The 17995-nt window shown below is 66.0% G+C and carries 18 protein-coding genes; 13 read left to right on the forward strand and 5 right to left on the reverse strand.

What is annotated here, in order from left to right; genetic code table 11:
- The first annotated feature begins 133 nt into the window (after positions 1–133).
- The 5 genes from IE071_RS11585 to IE071_RS11605 all read left to right on the forward strand — a co-directional run bounded on the left by IE071_RS11585 (position 134) and on the right by IE071_RS11605 (position 5434).
- On the forward strand, positions 134–1780 hold the full coding sequence (locus IE071_RS11585) for a S53 family peptidase (RefSeq protein ID WP_189441352.1): 1647 nt from the start codon (positions 134–136) through the stop codon (positions 1778–1780).
- Positions 1781–1894: 114 nt separating this feature from the next.
- Positions 1895–2905: a glucokinase gene (gene glk, locus IE071_RS11590; protein WP_189441353.1), complete on the forward strand. Its 1011-nt coding sequence runs from the start codon at positions 1895–1897 to the stop codon at positions 2903–2905.
- Between the two features lie 57 nt (positions 2906–2962).
- Positions 2963–4216, forward strand: a complete 1254-nt coding sequence (locus IE071_RS11595) for a hypothetical protein (protein ID WP_189441354.1) — start codon at positions 2963–2965, stop codon at positions 4214–4216.
- An 84-nt stretch (positions 4217–4300) separates the two neighbouring features.
- On the forward strand, positions 4301–4984 hold the full coding sequence (locus IE071_RS11600; RefSeq protein ID WP_189441355.1) for an HAD family hydrolase: 684 nt from the start codon (positions 4301–4303) through the stop codon (positions 4982–4984).
- 129 nt (positions 4985–5113) lie between these two features.
- Positions 5114–5434, forward strand: coding sequence for a hypothetical protein (locus tag IE071_RS11605; protein ID WP_189441356.1), 321 nt, complete (start codon positions 5114–5116; stop codon positions 5432–5434).
- A 30-nt stretch (positions 5435–5464) separates the two neighbouring features.
- Here the strand turns inward: IE071_RS11605 and IE071_RS11610 are convergent, their stop codons facing one another.
- The 3 genes from IE071_RS11610 to secB all read right to left on the reverse strand — a co-directional run bounded on the left by IE071_RS11610 (position 5465) and on the right by secB (position 10133).
- Complete coding sequence (locus IE071_RS11610; RefSeq protein WP_189441805.1) at positions 5465–8482, reverse strand: DEAD/DEAH box helicase; 3018 nt, start codon at positions 8480–8482, stop codon at positions 5465–5467.
- A gap of 112 nt (positions 8483–8594) precedes the next feature.
- A complete protein-coding gene (locus IE071_RS11615) occupies positions 8595–9620 on the reverse strand; it encodes an NAD(P)H-dependent glycerol-3-phosphate dehydrogenase (protein ID WP_189441357.1) in 1026 nt (341 codons plus the stop codon).
- A gap of 9 nt (positions 9621–9629) precedes the next feature.
- Entirely contained in the window at positions 9630–10133 is a 504-nt protein-coding gene (gene secB, locus IE071_RS11620; protein WP_189441358.1) for a protein-export chaperone SecB, read from the reverse strand.
- 320 nt (positions 10134–10453) lie between these two features.
- Here secB and rpmB point away from each other — a divergent pair, with 320 nt between their 5' ends.
- The 4 genes from rpmB to IE071_RS11640 all read left to right on the forward strand — a co-directional run bounded on the left by rpmB (position 10454) and on the right by IE071_RS11640 (position 12002).
- Positions 10454–10690 carry a 50S ribosomal protein L28 gene (gene rpmB, locus IE071_RS11625; RefSeq protein ID WP_072759006.1) on the forward strand — a complete coding sequence of 79 codons (237 nt, stop codon included), beginning with the start codon at positions 10454–10456 and terminating at the stop codon, positions 10688–10690.
- A 10-nt stretch (positions 10691–10700) separates the two neighbouring features.
- Positions 10701–10868, forward strand: a complete 168-nt coding sequence (gene rpmG / locus IE071_RS11630) for a 50S ribosomal protein L33 (protein WP_184418896.1) — start codon at positions 10701–10703, stop codon at positions 10866–10868.
- 185 nt (positions 10869–11053) lie between these two features.
- On the forward strand, positions 11054–11602 hold the full coding sequence (locus IE071_RS11635) for a DUF4166 domain-containing protein (RefSeq protein ID WP_189441359.1): 549 nt from the start codon (positions 11054–11056) through the stop codon (positions 11600–11602).
- Entirely contained in the window at positions 11592–12002 is a 411-nt protein-coding gene (locus IE071_RS11640) for a thiol-disulfide oxidoreductase DCC family protein (RefSeq protein ID WP_189441360.1), read from the forward strand. The genes IE071_RS11635 and IE071_RS11640 overlap by 11 nt, the downstream gene beginning before the upstream one ends.
- A gap of 6 nt (positions 12003–12008) precedes the next feature.
- Here IE071_RS11640 and IE071_RS11645 read toward each other — a convergent pair whose 3' ends face one another.
- Both IE071_RS11645 and IE071_RS11650 read right to left on the reverse strand, forming a co-directional pair.
- Positions 12009–13145, reverse strand: coding sequence for a saccharopine dehydrogenase family protein (locus tag IE071_RS11645; RefSeq protein WP_229792871.1), 1137 nt, complete (start codon positions 13143–13145; stop codon positions 12009–12011).
- A 105-nt stretch (positions 13146–13250) separates the two neighbouring features.
- Positions 13251–14444 carry a DesA family fatty acid desaturase gene (locus IE071_RS11650; protein ID WP_189441361.1) on the reverse strand — a complete coding sequence of 398 codons (1194 nt, stop codon included), beginning with the start codon at positions 14442–14444 and terminating at the stop codon, positions 13251–13253.
- A gap of 176 nt (positions 14445–14620) precedes the next feature.
- On the opposite strand from IE071_RS11650, the gene IE071_RS11655 reads away from it, so the two are divergent.
- From IE071_RS11655 to IE071_RS11670, 4 genes are read left to right on the forward strand one after another with little or no spacing between them, the layout of a single operon-like run.
- Positions 14621–15385: an ABC transporter ATP-binding protein gene (locus IE071_RS11655; protein WP_189441362.1), complete on the forward strand. Its 765-nt coding sequence runs from the start codon at positions 14621–14623 to the stop codon at positions 15383–15385.
- Complete coding sequence (locus tag IE071_RS11660; protein ID WP_189441363.1) at positions 15382–16137, forward strand: ABC transporter permease; 756 nt, start codon at positions 15382–15384, stop codon at positions 16135–16137. The genes IE071_RS11655 and IE071_RS11660 overlap by 4 nt, the downstream gene beginning before the upstream one ends.
- The gene (locus IE071_RS11665) at positions 16137–17492 is read left to right on the forward strand and encodes a GldG family protein (protein WP_189441364.1); all 1356 of its coding nucleotides are present in this window, start codon (positions 16137–16139) and stop codon (positions 17490–17492) included. The genes IE071_RS11660 and IE071_RS11665 overlap by 1 nt, the downstream gene beginning before the upstream one ends.
- 3 nt (positions 17493–17495) lie before the next feature.
- Complete coding sequence (locus IE071_RS11670; protein WP_189441365.1) at positions 17496–17987, forward strand: hypothetical protein; 492 nt, start codon at positions 17496–17498, stop codon at positions 17985–17987.
- Positions 17988–17995 lie beyond the last annotated feature (8 nt).

Below are 17995 nucleotides of genomic sequence, written 5' to 3' on the forward strand. Positions count from 1 at the left end.
AAAGCCTGCGGCCGCGCTGCGACATTGCCCGCACACCTTGTCGCCACGGAACCAACATCGAGGACACCTTGCCGTAACACTTTGGGGCGCACCCTCCGCGCCACGACCCCCGCTCCCCACCGGAGGAAGCCTCATGAGCAAGACCAAGCCCACCGCCGCGACTTCCCACTGGCATCTGCCCGTCGGCGCCCGCTATCTGGGGCCGCATGCTCCAGACGAAACGCTGGACGTGACCGTGGTGCTGCGGCGCATGAACCCGCTGGGCACGCTGGCACCATCAGCCTCACGCAGCGCCCGGCATGCCGATTTCACGACGCGCTACGGTGCCGATCCGGCTGATGTGACGCGCCTGCGTGACTTCAACCGCCGGCATGGCTTGCAGGAACTGGCCTGCGAACCAGGGCAGCGCACGCTGCACCTGCGCGGCACCGCGCATTCGCTGCAGCAGGCGTTCGGCGTGCAGCTGGGCCATTACGAGCTGACGCCCGGCGGCACTTCCTACGTCGGCTCCGCGCAGGCGCCCACCCTGCCCGATCCGGCCGTGATCGCGGTGCTGGGACTGGATCGCCGCCCGGTCGCGCAACCACATTTCCGCATCGCGCAGGCGCAGCCTTCCACCACTTACACCCCGCTGCAGGTCGGCCAGCTGTACAACTTTCCCACCGGCGACGGCAGCGGCCAGATCATCGCAATCATCGAACTCGGCGGCGGTTATGTGCAGGCCGATCTGGATACCTACTTCAGCGGACTCGGCCTGAAGACGCCTTCGGTCACCGCCGTTTCCGTCGACAGCGGCAGCAACCAGCCCGGCGGCGCCGCGGATGCGGAAGTGATGCTGGACATCGAAGTCGCCGGTGCGCTGGCACCGGCGGCGAAGTTCGTCGTCTACTTCGCCGCGAATACCGATCAGGGCTTCTACAACGCGATCTCGCAGGCCGCACACAGCAGCACGCAACCGGCCACGGTGATGTCGATCAGCTGGGGCGGCCCCGAAAGCAGCTGGAGCGCGGCGTCGCGCAATGCGATGGAGACCGCGCTGGAGGATGCCGCTGCACTGGGCGTGACAGTGACCGTGGCAGCCGGCGACAACGGCTCCAGCGATGGCGTCAGCAGCGGCCAGCCGACGGCGGACTACCCCGCTTCCAGTCCGTCCGTGCTGGCCTGTGGCGGCACCAAGCTGATGGGTCGTGGCAGCACGATCAGCAGTGAAGTGGTGTGGAACGAGACCGCCGGCAACGAGGGCGCCACCGGCGGTGGCGTCAGCGCCGTGTTCGCGCTGCCGACATGGCAGTCGGCGTCGAAGGTGCCTGCGGCACCGGGCGGTTTCGTCGGCCGCGGCGTACCGGACATCGCCGGCAACGCGGATCCGCTGACCGGCTACGCCGTGCGCGTCGACCGCCAGAACGAAGTCGTCGGCGGCACCAGTGCCGTCGCGCCACTATGGGCTGCCTTGGTGGCGCGCATCAACCAGCAGCTCGGCCATGCGCTGGGTGCCGCCAACGCCACGCTCTACGGTGTCGGTGGAAAAGGATTCCGCGACATCACCCAGGGCAACAACGGCAGCTACACGGCCGGCCCGGGCTGGGATGCCTGCACCGGGCTGGGCAGCCCGAACGGCCAGGCCTTGCTCAGCGCCTTGCAGGGCGCTGCGCCGAGTCCCGCACCCGCACCGAGCCCTGCGCCGGCACCCGGTCCCGCACCAGCGCCGAGCCCGCCGCACAAACACAAGCCAAAGCCCAAACCTAAACCAAAGCCCAAGCCACCCAAAGAGGGAAAGTAGATCTGGCCGGACCATCGAACATTGCCCGCCAGCTTCCCGGATTCGCCAGGATGCTGGACGATGGCCAGCAATCACGGCACGCTTGCCGTTTCCGCGTCACCCGATGGAGTTCCGATGCACGTTCCGGCCCCGACCCTGCTCGCCGATCTCGGCGGAACCAACGTGCGTTTCGCCGTTTCGGATCCGGCCGCGAGCATGCCGTTCCAGATGGACAACGTGCGGCGTTACCAGGTCAGTGAGTTCGCTTCGCTGGCCGACGCAATCCGCCAGTATTTTGCCGACAGTGGACTGCGCGCGGAGCATGCGCTGATTGCCGCCGCCGGCCGCATCTGCGATGGCGAGACGGTGCAGATCACCAACAACCCGTGGGCGATCTCGGCACACAAGCTGCAGGCCGAGCTGAACCTGCAATCGGTACGGCTGGTCAACGATTTTGCCGCGCAGAGCATGGCCGTGATGCTGCTGCAGCCGAGTGATCTGGTACCCGTCGGCAAGCTGCCATTGCCGCAGCTCGGTGCGCAGGACGAACAGACCTTCGTGATCGTCGGCCCCGGCACCGGGCTTGGTGTCGGTGGCTTGCTGCTGCGTCAGGGCAAGTGCAGCGTGCTGCAGACCGAAGGTGGGCACGCCGGCTTCGCCGCGCACACGCCGGAGGACATCGAAATCCTCAAGCGGCTCAACCAGCGCTACGGCCGGGTCTCCAACGAACGGATTGTCTGTGGCAACGGCCTGGTGAATCTGTATACCGTGCTGTGCGAAATCGCCGGGCAGACGCCCGAGGCATTGAAGCCCGAAGACATCAGCGCGCGCGCCAACGCGAACAGCGACCCGATGTGCGTGCAGGTGGTGGAAACCTTCGCCGGCATCTTCGGCAGCGTCGCCGGCGATCTGGTGATGACCCTGGGCGCGTGGGATGGTGTGTATCTCACCGGCGGACTGGTACCGATCCTGCTGCCGTGGATGGAGCGCGGCGGTTTTCGCGAGCGCTTCGAGGCGAAGGGTCGTTTCCGCGTCACCATGGAACAGGTGCCGACGCAGGCGATCATGAATCCCGAACCGGGCCTGATCGGCGCCACTGCATTGGCGGTGGTGGATTCGGGTGGGTCGCTGTTGCAGCGTCGTTAGCCGGTAGTGCCCGGACTGCTGCACTGATTCTTTCGACAGGAATGCGGGGAGCGCGATATGTCGTACACCGTCATCGCCCGTCTGCTGTTTGTGTTGACGCCGATGCTGCCATGCGCCGTGCTGGCAACGGAGCCGCCGACAGCGTCGGATGCCGACGTCACCATCCGTGCGGAACCGGTCATTCCTGCCAAACCGATCGTCACGCGCGCGCAGCTGGATGCCTATCTGCATGACACGCCGGCGGCGAGTTCGCCGCTGAGCTGGCTCACGCCGGGCGCGCAGCGACGGTTCCTCGACAGCATGGTGTTTGGCGAGCATGGTCTGGGCGGGATGAGCCTCGACGATCTGAGCTATGAGCTCACCCGCGAACAGGCTTATGACTTGTTGCGTCTGTTCGGCGCACAGAGCTATGCGATTGATCTGGACGCACGCAGCACGCCACGCCCTGCCGGCGACGACAAACAGGTCAGCACGCTAGAGTCCCGTTACGACCAGCTGATCGCCGCGGCCGATCAGGGCGACGACAACGCCACCCATACGCAAAACCTCAAACACATCTATACCGAACAGTTCGCCCCCTTTCAGACGGATGCTCAACGGCATGTCCTGAGCGACCGCGACGTGGAATTCCTGTTTCGTGCTGCGACGACGCTGGCTTTCCGCATTACCAGCCAACCGGACTATCTGGCCGACATGCGCAGTGACTTCGCCGAGTTGGCGCACCGTCACCGCATCGATCGACCGCATGCCGGCAACCTCTACAACGCCTTGATCACTGCCCACCATGTCGACGAGGCCCGCGCGCTGCGCGCCGCGTATCCGCTGGTCGAACGCAGTCCGGCGCCGGTCATGCGTTCGTCCACCCGTATCCGCGATGGCCAACCCAGCCTGTGGATCGTCACGCCCGGCGCGCGCAAGCGCGAGCTGGTGCGCTTTCGCTTCAATATCCGCACCCCCGCGCAAGTGGTGGTGCTGGCGTCGACCGGCTGCCATTTTTCGCAGAATGCCGCACGCGACATCGAGGCCGATCTGCAGCTGCGCGAGGTGTTTCGCGACTATGCGCAATGGGTCGCTCCGGCCAGTGAAGTCACTGCGTTCGATGCGGTACAGGCCTGGAATCAGGCGCATCCCACGCTGCGGCTTGGCATCGCCTACGACGATGCCACGCTGCCGATGGTCGAGCGCTTCGACACACCGACGTTCTATTTTCTCAGCCATGGCCGAATCATCGACAAGGTTATCGGCTGGCCGGAGGGAGGCAACCTCGAAGCCATTCGGCGTGGCTTGCGCAAGATCGACCTGATGCGTTGAGCCAGACCGGATTGCCGGACTGGTCCTGCATTTCCACCTCCCATCCGCCATGCTCGGCCTTCGGACCGACGATGGAGATTCGACATGCCGCGCAACGACACCGCCTTTCTGTTCGACCTCGACGGTACCCTCGTCGACAGCGTCTACCAGCACGTGCTGGCGTGGAAGGAGGCGCTGGACAAGGAAGGCGTGGAGCTGTCGGTATGGCGCATCCACCGCAAGATCGGCATGAGCGGTGGCTTGTTCGCGAACATCCTGCTGCGCGAGACCGGGCTGGAGATCACCGAGGAGCGCCTGGCGCGACTGCGTGAATGGCATGCTGAAGCGTTCAACCGACAGCACACGCAGGGTTCGGTACGGCCGCTGCCGGGTGCGCGCGAACTGCTGGCCTATCTGACTGCGCAGGACATCCCGTGGGCAATCGCCACCAGCGGACGGATGGAAACCGCGGCACACAATCTGGAGGCGCTCGGCGTCGATCCGTCGAAGATACCGGTGGTGACGCGCGACCAGGTGCGTCACGCCAAGCCCGACCCGGACCTGTTCCTCGCCGCCGCCGCGCGCCTGGGCGTGGACATCCATCAGTCGCTGGTGATCGGCGACAGCGTGTGGGACATGCTCGCCGCCCAGCGCGCTCGCGCTCTCGGTGTCGGCCTGCTCTCCGGTGGCTACGGCCTGGCGGAGTTGCAGCAGTCGGGCGCGTTCCGCGTGTATGACGATCCGGCCGACCTGCTGCGGCATATCGACGAGGTTGCCGCACGCGACTGAACGGACTCGCACGTCGCACCGACGCCTTCGCCGCAACGACCTGAACGGGGTTGCCGGCATCATGAAAACTTAATCCTCCGCGCGTGCGCAGGCACTAGGCTCCTAGGCCTGTCATCCACGGAGCCGCCCATGCGCCGACTCGTCGCCAGCCTCCCGCTCGCCCTGCTGCTCGCCGCGTGTTCGCCTACGCCGGCACCATCGCAATCTGCAGCCAGTCAGACTGCACCCGCCAATGCCGCGCTCGGCTCCACCGAATGGTATGCATGGGTCGATCAATCGCTGGGCATCGACGATAGCAACGGACATGGCACACAGCCCGGTTCGGCCGAATGGAATCAGGCCGTGCAGAACAAGCTGGGCCAGGAGGCGCCGCAATCGAAACCCGGTTCGCCGGAATGGCAGCAGTCCGTCGATGCCTTGCTGCGCACACGCATGTCGCCATCGTCCTGAGCGATGCGTTGAACCATCAGTCGCCTGGCGTCAGCCCGGTGCCAGCAGGGTATCCAGGTCGGCCTGTTCGAAGCTGAGTTTTTCGCGGCTGCCGCCGCCTTCCAGTACCGCCGCGGCGAGTTCGGCTTTGCGCGCCTTCAACTCTTCGATGCGTTCTTCCACCGTGCCGCTGGTAATCAGGCGGAACACGAAGACCGGCTTGTCCTGACCGATGCGATGCGCGCGGTCGCTGGCTTGCGCTTCGGCGGCCGGATTCCACCACGGGTCGTAGTGGATCACGGTGTCGGCGGCGGTGAGGTTGAGGCCAACGCCACCGGCCTTCAGCGACAGCAGGAACAGCGGCACCTCGCCGTTCTGGAAACGCTGCACCGGTTCGGCACGGTCACGCGTGTCGCCGGTGAGGGTGACGTAGCGAATGCGCCGACGATCGAGCTCGGCCGCGATCAGTTTCAGCATGCCGGTGAACTGCGAGAACAGCAGCACCTTGCGGCCCTCGTCGAGCAGCGCCGGCAGCATGTCCATCAGCAGTTCGAACTTCGCCGATTCGTGCACGCCACGCGCCACTTCCAGTTTCACCAGCCGCGGATCACAGCAGACCTGACGCAACTTCAGCAGCGCATCCAGCACCACGATGCCGGAGTGCGCGATGCCGCGCTGGGCGATCACCTCACGCAATTCTTCCGCCAGCGACAGGCGCAGGCCTTCGTACAGTTCGCGCTGGCGACCTTCGAGCACCACACGGCGGGTGATCTCGGTCTTCGGCGGCAGCTCCTTCGCCACCTGCGCCTTGGTCCGACGCAGGATGAACGGCGCCAACCGCAGATTGAGCCGCTGCTGGCATTCCTCGTCGTGCTGCTTCTCGATCGGCACGCGGTAGAAGCGACGGAACGCGCCCTCGTCGCCGAGCAGGCCGGGTACGGCCAGATCGATCTGCGACCACAACTCGCCCAGATGGTTTTCCAGCGGCGTACCGGTGAGGCAGACATAACGCGGCGTACGCAGACTGAGCAGCGCGCGGCGTGCCTGCGTGCGCGGGTTCTTCACCTGCTGCGCCTCGTCCAGCACGATCAGCGCGAACGACTGCTTGCGCAGTGCGATCACGTCGCGCGGCAACAACGCGTAGCTGGTCAGCACGATGTCCTGCGCGCCGAGCTGGGCGAATTCTTCGGCGCGCTGTGGCCCGTGCAGGGTCAACACCTGCAGCATCGGCGCGAAGCGCGCGATCTCCGATTGCCAGTTCGGAATCAAGCTGGTCGGCACCACGATCAAGGCCGGCTGGGTCAGCGCACCGCTCTGTTTCAGCGACAACAGATGAGTGATCAGCTGCAGCGTCTTGCCCAGACCCATGTCGTCGGCCAGCACACCGCCGACGCCGGCTTCGGCCAGCGCGTTCAACCAGCGCAGACCTTCGCGCTGGTACGGCCGCATCTCCACCGTGAGTCCTTCCGGCACGGCATCGCTGGCGCGCTCGGCGGCGTCGCGCAGGCGCGCGGCGAAGCCGAGCAGCGGCTCGGCCGCTTCCAGCGTGCCGCCGCCGGGCATCGCCGCGACGAGCTCCTCCAGTCGGCCGGCCTGCACGCGCGGCAGATGAAGTTTCTTGCGCGGCTTCTCCAGATATTCGGCCAACGGCGCCAGCAGCCCACGCAACTCCTTCAGGCGCACCGGCACGCGGCGGCGCGCATCGACCGGCGCGTACCACACCGCGTCTTCCGGCTCGTTCGGCGCCGGGCTCAGGTTCAACTGATGCTCGGCCAGTGCCTGCGCCACCGCGGGCAACAGGTTGTATCGCTGGCCATCCAGCTCGATGCCGATTTCCAGATCGAACGCGTGATCGTCGTTGTCTTCCACCGCCTGGCCGTACCAGCGCACCGGACCTTCCAGTACTTCGAACGGGAAGCTCGGCGCGTACTCGACCTGGAAGTTTTCCGCCTCGAGCTTGGGCCGCAACGCCAGCCAGCGTGCCGGCGTGTTGACCTCCAGCGCGCCGGCGTAACCGGTGCCGGGAAACAGCCAGGCATCCTCGGGCAGGGTTTCGGCGACGTCCCACGGCAGGCCTTCGGTGTCCACGCCAGGAGTGAGGCCGGCACGTTCGAGCTGCTCCATCGCGGACAGTTCCTCGGCGCGACGGCGGGTGATCTCGACCAGTTGGCCGTTGCGCACACGCCGCACCAACGGCTCGCCGCCGCGACCGGGCAGGCGTTCGCCGGCGTAGTCGAACGCCAGCCGCGCATAGCCCAGCGGCGGCGTGCCAGCGGCCAGTCGCGCGTGCCGGGTCAGCGCATGCAGGATCAGTACCGGCTTCGGCGCCAGTTGCGAGCGGCGCAGTTCGCCGAATACCTGCGGCAACGGCACCCGGGTCGCCAGCCGGCTACCCGGCAGGCGGCTGCGCAGGCGACGACCGTGCTCGTGCTTCAGCGGCGGCAATTCAAGCCAGTGGGTTTCCTCGGCCGCGGCATCGAACAGGCCCAACGTGGCGCGCTCGGCGTCGAGATACCACAGAGCATCGATGCGCAGCAGGCGCTGACTGTGCGGCAGCAAGGGCAGCAGACGCTGGCTGCCGTCCGGCTCCATCTGCCAGTGCCAGTTGAGTTGATGCGACTTGCCGCGCGACAGCCGCAATCCGGCCAGTCCGCCGAGGAAGCACGGCGCGGTGTCGAGGATCTCGGCCAGCAAGGTGTCGCCGACATGACCACCGAGGCGCGCATAGCTGCGCCCTTTGCGCACGCTCTGCGGCAAGCCCAGCATGGTGGCGGCAAGACGCTGCTCGTGCGGTTGCAGCGGCGACTGCGCCAGGTGCCGGCTGTCCAGCGGCACCGGTCGCGCATAGCGACCATGTTCGGCCACCGCCAGCAATACCGGCGCCACATCCAGCCGGGCGAACGCGGCGCCTTCTTCGGGCAGCACTTCCAGAAAGAAACCGAGCACGCCATGGTCGCTGACCACGGCCGGCTTCGGCGCAGCCAGCAGCCGTCGCCATGCCTGCGGCAACGCTTCGTCCTCGCCGGCCGGCGCGGTGGCGTCGTGCTGTTTCTCGTCCGGTTGCTGCATGCGCATGCGATCCGTGGCGACAACCAAAACGTTGAGCTTAGCAGCGCCGAGGCAGGATGCGATCGTCGTCGTGCGTGCAGATCAAAGGAACCTGCAGCGCCAACGGAATGGCTCAGGCCGTGCCGAATAATCCGTGCGGATATTCCGGCTTCTGCTCACGCGCCATCAGTGCCTTGAGCCCGTCGACCGGGGTGACCTCGCCATGCAGCACGGCGCGTACGCCGGCACTGATCGGCAGGTCCAACCCGTGCTTGTCGGCCAGCCGCGCCACTTCGTCGGCGGTGAGGATGCTCTCCACCACCTGACCGATCTGGCGCACCGCCTCGTCGATCGCCACGCCATGTCCCAGCGCGAGGCCGAGCCGGCGATTGCGCGACAGGTCGCCGGTGCAGGTCAGCACCAGATCGCCGAGGCCGGACAGGCCGATCAGTGTCTCCGGTCGTGCACCTAGCGCCACGCCCAGACGCAGCATCTCGTTCATGCCGCGGGTGATCAGGCCGGCACGCGCATTCAGGCCCAGCTGCATGCCGTCGGCGATGCCGGTGGCGACCGCCAGCACGTTCTTCATCGCGCCGCCGAGTTCGGCACCAAGCATGTCGCTGCCGGAATACGCGCGCAGATTCGGCGCGTGCAGCAGGCTCGCCAGTTGCTGCGCGAATACCGCGTCGTCCGAATGCACGGTGACCGCGCTGGGCAGCCCGGCGGCCACTTCCTTCGCGAACGACGGGCCGGTGACCACCGCCGCGGCGCGGCCGGGCAACTGCTCAGCCACCAACTCATGCAGGAAGCGGCCGGTACCCGGTTCGAAACCCTTGGTTGCCCACGCGATCGCGGTATGGGCGTCGAGCAGCGGCGCCAGCTCGGCCAGCATGGCGGCGAACGCATGGCTGGGCACCACGATCAGCACGATGTCGGCACCGCGCACGGCGCTGGCCAGATCGCTTTCGTAGGCCAGCTCCGCCGGCAGTTCGATATCCGGCAGATAGCGCTGGTTGCAACGGCTCGTCGCCATCGCCGCCAGCGCGGTGCGGTCACGCCCCCACAACCGGGTCGGCACGCCATTGCGCGCCGTCAGTGCCGCCAGCGCGGTGCCCCAGGAGCCGGCACCGAGAACGGTCAGCATCGGGTTTTCAGCCATGCCGTCGACTCAGCTGTTGAGCGTGGCCGGGACCTCATCGCCACCCATCGCGCGGCGCTGCTGCTCGGCGAACAGCGCGTCGAAATTGATCGGCTGCAGCAGGAACGGCGGGAAGCCGCCTTCCAGCACCAGCGAGGAAATCACCTGACGGGCATACGGGAACAGCAGGTTCGGGCAGTAGCTGCCGATGATCCCGGCATGCTCCAGTTCGTTGAAGCCGGCGATGCCGAACAGGCCGGCCTGTTCCACTTCGGCCAGATAGGCAGTGCGCTGACCGACCGTGCAGGTCAGTGTGAGGCTGAGCACCACCTCATACATGTTGTTGCCCAGATCGGTGGCCTTCTGACCCAGGTTCAGCTGCACCTGCGGCTGATCCTGTCCGTCGATGTCCTGGAAGATCTGCGGCGCATTCGGCGCCTCGAAGGACACGTCCTTCACATAGATCTTCTGCATCACCAGCTGCGGCTGACTGGCCTGGCCGCTGGCCTGGTCGTTGGTGATCTCTTGCGCCATCGGGAATTCCTCGGGGTCTAGTCAGGTAGAAAAAGAGGTCGATTGTTCCATACATCCCCTCGGCACGCACGCCAGGCGGCATCCGGCAGGGCGGAACAGATTGCGCACAGCCTTGTTTTTCTGCGAGAATACGCGGCTCGCCTCGATCGACCCGGTGTTTCCGGGCAGTCCGCCACGCGGTACGGACCTCACGATCATGCGTGGCAACAACCTCCAGCATCGCGTGGCGCATAGCGCCGCTGGGCCGATGTCACCCTGGCTAACGGGTGTTTACCGACTTTCAAAGCCACGGCTTCTGAAGTCATTCAACGGAGGTCGTCATGGCCCGTGTATGTCAAGTCACCGGTAAAGGTGTGCAGAGCGGCAACAACGTCTCGCACGCCAACAACCGTACCCGTCGCCGCTGGTTGCCAAACCTGCATGAGCGTCGCTTCTGGGTCGCCAGCGAGAATCGCTGGATCAAGCTGCGTGTGTCCAACAACGCCTTGCGCACGATCGACAAGAATGGCATCGAAGCCGTGATTGCCGAGATGCGCGCTCGCGGCGACAAGGTCTGAGGATTAAATCATGGCAAACAAGACCCAAGACAAGATCCGCATGATCTCCTCGGCCGGTACCGGCCACTTCTACACCACGCAGAAGAACAAGAAGAACACGCCGGAAAAGTTCGAGTTCAAGAAGTACGATCCGGTCGTGCGCAAGCACGTGATGTACAAGGAAGGCAAGATCAAGTGACCAAATGGCCCACGCGCGCAGCGCGTGGCTAGCCATTTGGTCATCCCTGCGAAGGCAGGGATCGCTTTTGCTCTTGCTCCCGCATCTGCAACAGCGACACTGGTGCCTCCAAGAAAACCCGCCCCCAAGGCGGGTTTTCTTTTGCCCGCTTGCTGCCAGCACAACGCAGCCGTCATCATCCCGTGATGACCTCGGATCCGGCCCTGTTCCCCGCCTTGCTCGGCGAACGCTGGCACCAGCTGTCCGCGCCCGTACAGCAGATGCATGGCAACGTACCCCACGTACTAGCACGCGGCACAGCCGATGTGGAAGGTGCCACCAACCTGCCCATCCGCTGGTTGCGGCACCTGCTGGGACTGCCGGAGCCCGGCCTGCAACAACCACTGGAAGTGAGCATCGAGCGCCGTGGTACGCGAGAAATCTGGACGCGTCGCTTCGCCGGCAAGCAAATGCGCTCGGTACTGGATCGCGTGACCAACTTGCCGCTGCTGAGCGAACGACTGGGTCCGATCACGCTGCGTTTCGAGTTGCTTCGCGATGGCAAGGTCATCGACTGGCAGCTGCGCAGCGCACGAGTGTTCGGCCTGCCGCTGCCACTCGCACTGTTCGGCGAGGTGCTGTCGCGCAGTGGCGCACAGGACGGACGCTACACGTTCCACATCGACACTCGATTGCCTCTGCTCGGGCGCCTGGTCGCCTATCGCGGTTGGCTGGAGATCGTCGATGGCAACTGAAGCCGCACCGGTGATCGTGTTCGACGGCGTTTGCCTACTGTGCAGCCGCTGGGTCGACTTCATCCTGCGGCACGATCGCGAAGGCCGTTTCCGGCTCGCCACCATGCAGAGCAGTCACGGCAGCAGCTTGCTGCGAGCGCACGGCCTGTCGCCGGACGACCCGACATCCTTCCTGCTGGTGCAGGACGGCCACGGCTACACCGATACCGACGCGATTGCGCGCGTACTGAGTCAGCTAGGCCGTGGCTGGGCACTGGTCAGCGGTTTGTTGCGTGCCATCCCGAAGTTTCTGCGCGACCCGGCGTACCGCTGGGTCGCACGCCATCGCTACCGACTGTTCGGGCGGCGCAAGCTATGTCGCGTGCCTGATGCCGCGCATGCCGCACGGTTTCTGGACTGATTCCACTCAATCCAGCACCTCCAGCCCTGTGTTCAACGCATAACCAGCGAAGCCATCCACCAACTGATCCAGCGTGAGCAGGCCCATACATGGTTGCGCGCCTTTCGCCGCCACCAGACCATCGGCCAGCCGCTGCGCCAGCACCACCGCCGGGGTCACCGGTACTTGCGGGCCGTCACCTGCCGCCGCGTCGAGCCACCAACGCAGTCGCAACGACGCACCATCGATACCGGAGCCGGCAAGTTCCACCACCATGCCACCGACATCCGAGCCGAAACGGATGAAGCGCTCACTGAAGCGACGCAGACGTGGCGCGTACGCGGCGAGATTGCGGACCAAACCCAGCCGCACCAGCCACGCCGCACACCAGGTACCCCATTGCAGCAGCGGCAACTCCAGTCCGGCGCGAAACAGCACCGTGCGCACTTGAGGGTAACGTTCCGGAAACAGCTCCAGATCCGGCACCTCGCAAACACCGACACGCCGGCGCCCGAACGGAAACGCTTGCCGCTTGCTGGATATCCAGCCATAGACATGCTGCCAGCGGCCATCGCGCCAGACCCGGATCGGCCGCCCGCAATAGCCGAGGATCGAGGCCACCGTGGCATCGCCACGCGGTGTGCGATTGCCCGGATTGATCGCGTGCTCGATCGAGTGCAGGGCACTGAAACGCGGCAGCAATGCATCGACCACCGCACTGCTCAGCGCAGGTACGCTCGACGCACCGCTCACCAGTAGTCGTCCGGCTTTGCGGGCGCGCTCGTCCAGGCGTCCGATCCCGCTGACAAAATCGCGACCATCGGCGAGATCGATATAGTCACTGCCACAGACCAGACAGGCCTCGGCAACCCGATAGTCCTGACTCTGAAACGGGCCAGCAGTATGGATCACCAGCTGCGGTGCCAATCGCGCCAGTGCTGCCGGCAGATCGGAGGCAATGACGTCGAGCGTGGCGACCTCCACCGAGGCATCCCCGAGCTCATCGCGCAACGCTTCCAGCGCTGGCCGCTGCCGACCCACCAGTATCAGCATGAAGCGTGGATCGCCCGCCAGCCGTCGCGCAATACGTGAACCGAATACGCCCGTCGCGCCGATCAGGACCACCCGCAAAGCCATACCCGCTCCCTGAGAAAGGTTCGCCACGTGCTATCCGCGGCACCTCCACAACTCTCGCACGCCTGTGGCCAAGCGCAAAAGAAAAGCCCGCCATGCGGCGGGCTTGTTCAGACTGCTTCAGCAACTACGCGATCAAGCGGTCGCGACGGTGTAGCCCTTGAGCCGCTGTGCGAATTCCTGCAAGGCACGGATGCCGCTTTCTTCGGCCTCGTGGATCCACTGCTGCAGGCCCTTCAGCGCCTGATCGGCACCGCGCTGCTCCATCAGCGCCGCGAGGCGGTTGCGGAAGTCGCACACGATATTGAGCGTGGGACGCTTGGCCAGCACGGCCTGCAGCTTCGCGCTGCCTTCGTTGTCCAGCCAGCGGCCGCCATCGGCAAGCGCCAAGCGCATGCGGCGCGGCACGGCCTTCAGGTTCTCGCCAGCATGCTGGGCTTCGTCGCGCAGGGTCGGGATGATCACGCCGCGGTAGAAGTCGGTCATCGCCTGGAAGCGGTGGGTCAGCACGGCCTTCAGCGTCTCGGCATCCGGCAGGCGCACGTTCGGACGCACATCCAGTGACGGCGCCACGCGCAACACTTTGGCCAGACCGACTGCACGGAACATGCAGATGGCCGCCCAGCCGATGTCGAATTCCCACTTGCGCAGCGCAAACTTGGCCGAGCTGGGAAACGCGTGGTGATTGTTGTGCAGTTCCTCACCGCCGATCCAGAAACCCCACGGAATCAGGTTGCGCGCGGTGTCGGCGCTTTCGAAATTGCGGTAGCCGGCCCAATGGCCGATGCCGTTGACGAAGCCGGCGGCCCAGAACGGAATCCACACCATCTGCACCGCCCACAGCGCGGCGCCGATCACGCCGAACAGCGCGATGCTGATCAGCAGCATCAGGGTCGGGCCCCAATACGGATGCGCGCCATAGACCTTGTGCTCGACCCAGTCGTCCGGCGTGCCGCGGCCGTACTGTTCCATGTCCTGCTTCGACTCGCAGGCATCGCGGTACAGTGAGACGCCGTCCCAGAACACCTTCTTGATGCCGTAGATCATCGGGCTGTGCGGATCTTCCTCGGTCTCGACCTTGGCGTGGTGCTTGCGATGCACCGCCACCCACTCACGGGTGACCATGCCGGTGGTCAGCCAGCCCCAGAAACGGAAGAAATGCGCCAGCACCGGGTGGAAATCCACGCCGCGATGGGTCTGGCTGCGATGCAGATACAGCGTCACCGTGAAGATGGTGAGCTGGGTCACGATCAGCATATAGACCACAATCTGGCCCCAGCTTGCGCCGGTGAGACCGTTGTTCAGGAAATTGAGCACTGCATCGAGCATGGAAGGCACCGGGTGAGGGATGGATTCAGTCTAGTTGAGGGGCTTCCATACCCGCCAGCATGGCCTAGCCCACAATTGTATCAGGCCGTCAAGAGGGAGGAGCTAATACGTCGTTAGTTCGCGGGTCTGGCAATCGCCTGTTGTCTAAACAGTGGGGGCACCGTGACAATCAGGCAATGACCTTGCCAACCGCCGTTTCCACCGAGCCCGTCCTGCGCTTGGACCAGCTCAGCCGCCGTCGCGCCGGCCGTCCCGCTGTGCAGAATCTGAGCCTGGCGCTATCACCGGGCCAGGTGCTGGGCCTGCTCGGCGTCAACGGCGCCGGCAAATCGACCACCTTGTCGATGATTGCCGGCGCGCTGCGCCCGGACAGCGGCAGCATTCAGCTGAACGGCGCGGACTTCTTCGAGCAACCGGAACTGGCCCGCCAGCTGATCGGCTGGCTGCCCGAACGTGCCCCGTTGTGGCCGGAACTGACGGTAAGCGAGCATCTGGACGCCCATGGTCAGCTGCGCGGTTTGCGTGGTGCGGCGCTGACGCAGGCACGTGCCGCGATCATCGAGCGACTGGAACTGCAGCCGCTGGCGCGACGCTTGGCCGGCGTGCTGTCGCAAGGCCAGCGCCAGCGGTTGGGGCTGGCTTGTGCGCTGCTCCACAAACCGGCGCTGCTGGTGCTGGACGAGCCGGCCAACGCACTCGACCCGGTCCAGGTCGCCGCGTTGCGCACGCTGATCCGCGAACAGTCCGCCACCGGCACCGCCGTGATCCTTTCCACCCATCTGCTCGCCGAAGTCACCGCCGTCTGCGATCGCGTGGCGATCCTGCACGAGGGCACGCTGCGCCACGATGGTCCGGTACACAGCGACGATCACGCGGCGCTGGAGCGGACCTTCTTCGAGATTGCGATGAACGGCCACACTAACCCGGCGCGCGCCGCATGAGTCTGCTGACCGTGACACGACTGGAGTGGCGCCGGCTACTGGTGCGTCCGCTGGCCTGGGTACTGGCCGCGCTGACGCTGGCATGGCTGGCGTGGAACTTCACCCTGCTGCTGGGCGGTTTCCTGGCCGGACAGATCCAGAACGCCGCACGGCCGGACAGCCCGGGCTTCACCGACCTTGTCGGCGTACCACTGCTCGGTCAGCTCGCCCAGCTGGCATTTCTGGTGGTGCCGCTGCTGACCATGTCGGTGATCGCCGGCGAGCGCCGCAATGGCACGCTGCCGTTGCTGTTCGCCGCCGGCGTGCCGGCCTCGCGCATCGTGCTCGGCAAATATTTGGCGGTGCTCGGCTGGTTGCTGCTGTGGCTGTTGCTGACTCTGGCGATGCCACTGGCGCTGGCGCATGCCACGCATCTCGACTGGGGCAAGCTGGCCGCCGCGACGCTGGGCCTGGCGCTGATGCTGGCCGCACTGGCCGCGCTGGGCGTAGCCTGCTCGACTTTCGCCTCACATCCGGCGATCGCCGCGGCTGCCGCCCTGATCCTCGCGCTGGCGCTGTGGGGCGTGAACCTCGGCGCGCAGATGGCCGGCATCAACGGCGGCGCCATCAACTGGCTGGCGATGAGCACACACCTGCAGCCGCTGCTGCGTGGATTGGTGTCGAGTACCGACATCGTGTGGTTCGTGCTGCTGATCGTGCTGGCACTGGCACTGGCCGCGCGTCGGCTCAGCGCCGAAAGGGAGCGCGACTGATGCGTCATCTATTCAGACGTCTGGACGGCTGGCTGTTCGCGCTGCTGCTGTTGCTGGCCGTGGGCGCCATCGGTTACCTGAGCACGCGCTACGCGCACGAGGCGGACTGGACCGCGAACGGGCGCACCAGCCTGTCGGCCGAAAGCCGCGCGGTACTGGCCCAGCTGACTGGCCCGGTCGAGATCGTCAGCTACGCGAACCCGCAGGGCGACCTGCGCCAGACCGTGGCCGGCTTCCTGCAGCGCTACCAGGCGGTGAAACCCGACCTCAGTCTGCGCTTCGTCGACCCCCAGCTGGATCCGGCGAAGATGCGCGACCTCGGCATCACCGTCGATGGCGCGCTGATCCTGCACTACAAGGATCACGAGCAGCGGCTGGATGAACTGTCCGAGCGCAGCCTAACCAATGCGCTGGAGCGACTGGTGCGTGGCAACGATCGCATCGTCGCGTTCGTCACCGGCGATGGCGAGCGCCGCGCCGACAGCCAGGCGAATGCCGACCTCGGCACCTTCATCACGCAATTGGAAGCGCGCGGCATGCGCGCGGTACCGCTGAACTTCGCCCAAGTCAGCGCGGTGCCCGAGCACACCGACCTGGTCGTGCTGGCCAGCCCCACCCTGGCGCTGACGCCGGGCGCGGTGCAGGCACTGGTCGGCTACGTACAGAACGGCGGCAACCTGCTGTGGCTGACCGAGCCGGCCAACGACGATCTCGGCCTCAAGCCACTGGCCGACGCGCTGGGCGTGCACGTGCTGCCCGGCGTGCTGGTGGATGGCAGCGGCACCGCGCTCGGCCTGCATGACCCGCGCCTGATCGCGCTGGGCGATTACCAGCCGCAGGCGATTACCCAGGGGTTCACGCTGACCACGTTGTTCCCGCAGGTATCCGCGCTGGCCCAGGTAGCGCAGGCGGGCTGGGCGATCAAACCGTTCCTGCGCTCCGGTCCGCAGAGCTGGACCGAGTTCCATCCGATCGACAACGACAAGCCGTCGGACATCCGCTTCGACGCGAGCGCCGGCGAACTCAAGGGGCCGCTGGATTTCGGCTTCGCACTGAGCCGGCTGTCGCCGAGCCCGGACAAGAGCGAGCAGCGCGCGGTGGTGATCGGCGACGGCGATTTCCTGTCCAACACCTTCCTCGGCAACGGCGGCAACCGCGCACTGGGCGAGCGCGTGTTCGACTGGCTGCTCGGCGACGACAAGCTGGTCGACCTGCCGCCGCGCGGCGCACCGGATAGGCTGCTGCAGATTTCGCAGGCGGAGCTGAACACGCTCAGTTTCGGTTTCCTGATTGCGCTGCCTTTGCTGCTTCTGCTGATCGGCGGCCTGATCGTGTGGCGCCGGCGTCGGCGCTGAACGATGAAACGCGCGATCCGCCAGCGCCTGATCCTGCTGCTCGCTGTGCTGGCACTGCTGGTGCTAGCTGGTTGGCAACTGCAACGCGACGCACGCAACGAAACCGGGCCGCTTACGGCCATCGATCCAGCCAGCGTCAGCCACATCACGCTGACCCTGCCCGGCACGCCCACGATGCACTATGAAAAGCGCGACGGTCACTGGTGGCGTACTGACGGCACCCCGGCACGCGCGAACGACGCGCGGCTCAGTGACCTGGCCGATGCCGCTGCGGCGCACGTGCTCAGCTGGCGGCCAGCGAGTGATTTCGATCCCGCCAAAATCGGGCTGGCGCCACCGAAAGCCGTGCTCGATCTGGACGGCCAGACGCTGGAGTTCGGCGAAAGCTCGGTCACCGGCCCGCAGCATTACGTGCGCGTCGGCCAGCGCATTGCGCTGGTGTCGGAGCGCTACATGCCGCGCTCGCCGGCGACCCAGACCACCGAACTGCATTGATCCGCGGG

This window comes from Rhodanobacter panaciterrae (assembly GCF_014651895.1).
Classification (GTDB): domain Bacteria; phylum Pseudomonadota; class Gammaproteobacteria; order Xanthomonadales; family Rhodanobacteraceae; genus Rhodanobacter; species Rhodanobacter panaciterrae.